Source organism: Flammeovirga sp. AWQ4_249 (assembly GCF_056161045.1).
Map to the genome: position 1 here is coordinate 1 of NZ_JBSWYJ010000106.1, position 903 is coordinate 903.

The 903-nt window shown below is 33.0% G+C and carries 1 protein-coding gene; it reads right to left on the minus strand.

What is annotated here, in order from left to right; all coding sequences use genetic code 11:
- Nucleotides 1-903, minus strand: a 903-nt coding sequence (locus ACXAHM_RS26270; RefSeq protein WP_474967057.1) for an IS4 family transposase, incomplete at both ends; no start/stop codon positions are given.

Here is a 903-nt window from a genome sequence, read left to right on the forward strand (position 1 = left end):
TTGATATGGAGGAGTTGTTTAATTTCTCGAAAAAAGATTTCAACCTGCCACCTGCTCTTATAAAGCTCACTTATTGTGTTTGCTGTCCAATACATTTGATTGGTGATTAATTCTATCGTTTGGTTATTCTCATCATTCCAAATTACAACACGTCTGAGCTTTTTAGGGTATTTTGTACTTGTGTGAACTCCTGTAACTTCAATTAACTCATCTTTTAGGATATGCTGATGTCTGTGATCTGGTAATTCTAATTCTTTAATTGTTTTAAACTGTAAGTTTTCTTTGTGCCTTATGACGAAGAAGACTCCTTTGCTGTCCCAAACGTTTAATAAAGAAAAGTCATTATAATATCTATCGGCAACAATCACACTATTAGCAAGTAAAGGTATCTCATATGCTCCTTTGTTATCAGCTGTTTTACCATTAGAAACATTTACATAAGCAGGTAAATTACCATCATAATCTAAAAGTGTGTGGAGTTTTACCGCTCCTTTAGTAGTCTTGTATTTCGCCCAATCAAAAAGGTTTAAACACAGACTAATGGTTGAGGAGTCCAATAAGAATATCTTAGATTTTATACGGAATTTAGTTTGCTTAAAGCCCGTTTGCTGACCTAATTGTGTAAGTAGTTGATAGTAATATTCTCTAAATAAAGTCCAATCTCGGTTCTTGTTTTGATAACTAATCGTTGATTTAGAAGGAGACATTTGTATACCTAAATGATTAAGATTACCGGTTGCTGACCTCAAACCATTACTGATATCACGAATAGATTGACTTTTTGCAAATTGACAAAAAAGCATAGAGACTAAGTGAGTCCAACTTGTAAACCCTTTTTGATGTTTATCCGTTTTCTTTTCTGTAACTATTTTTTTGAAAGAATTACGGTCAAGTTTTGAGACT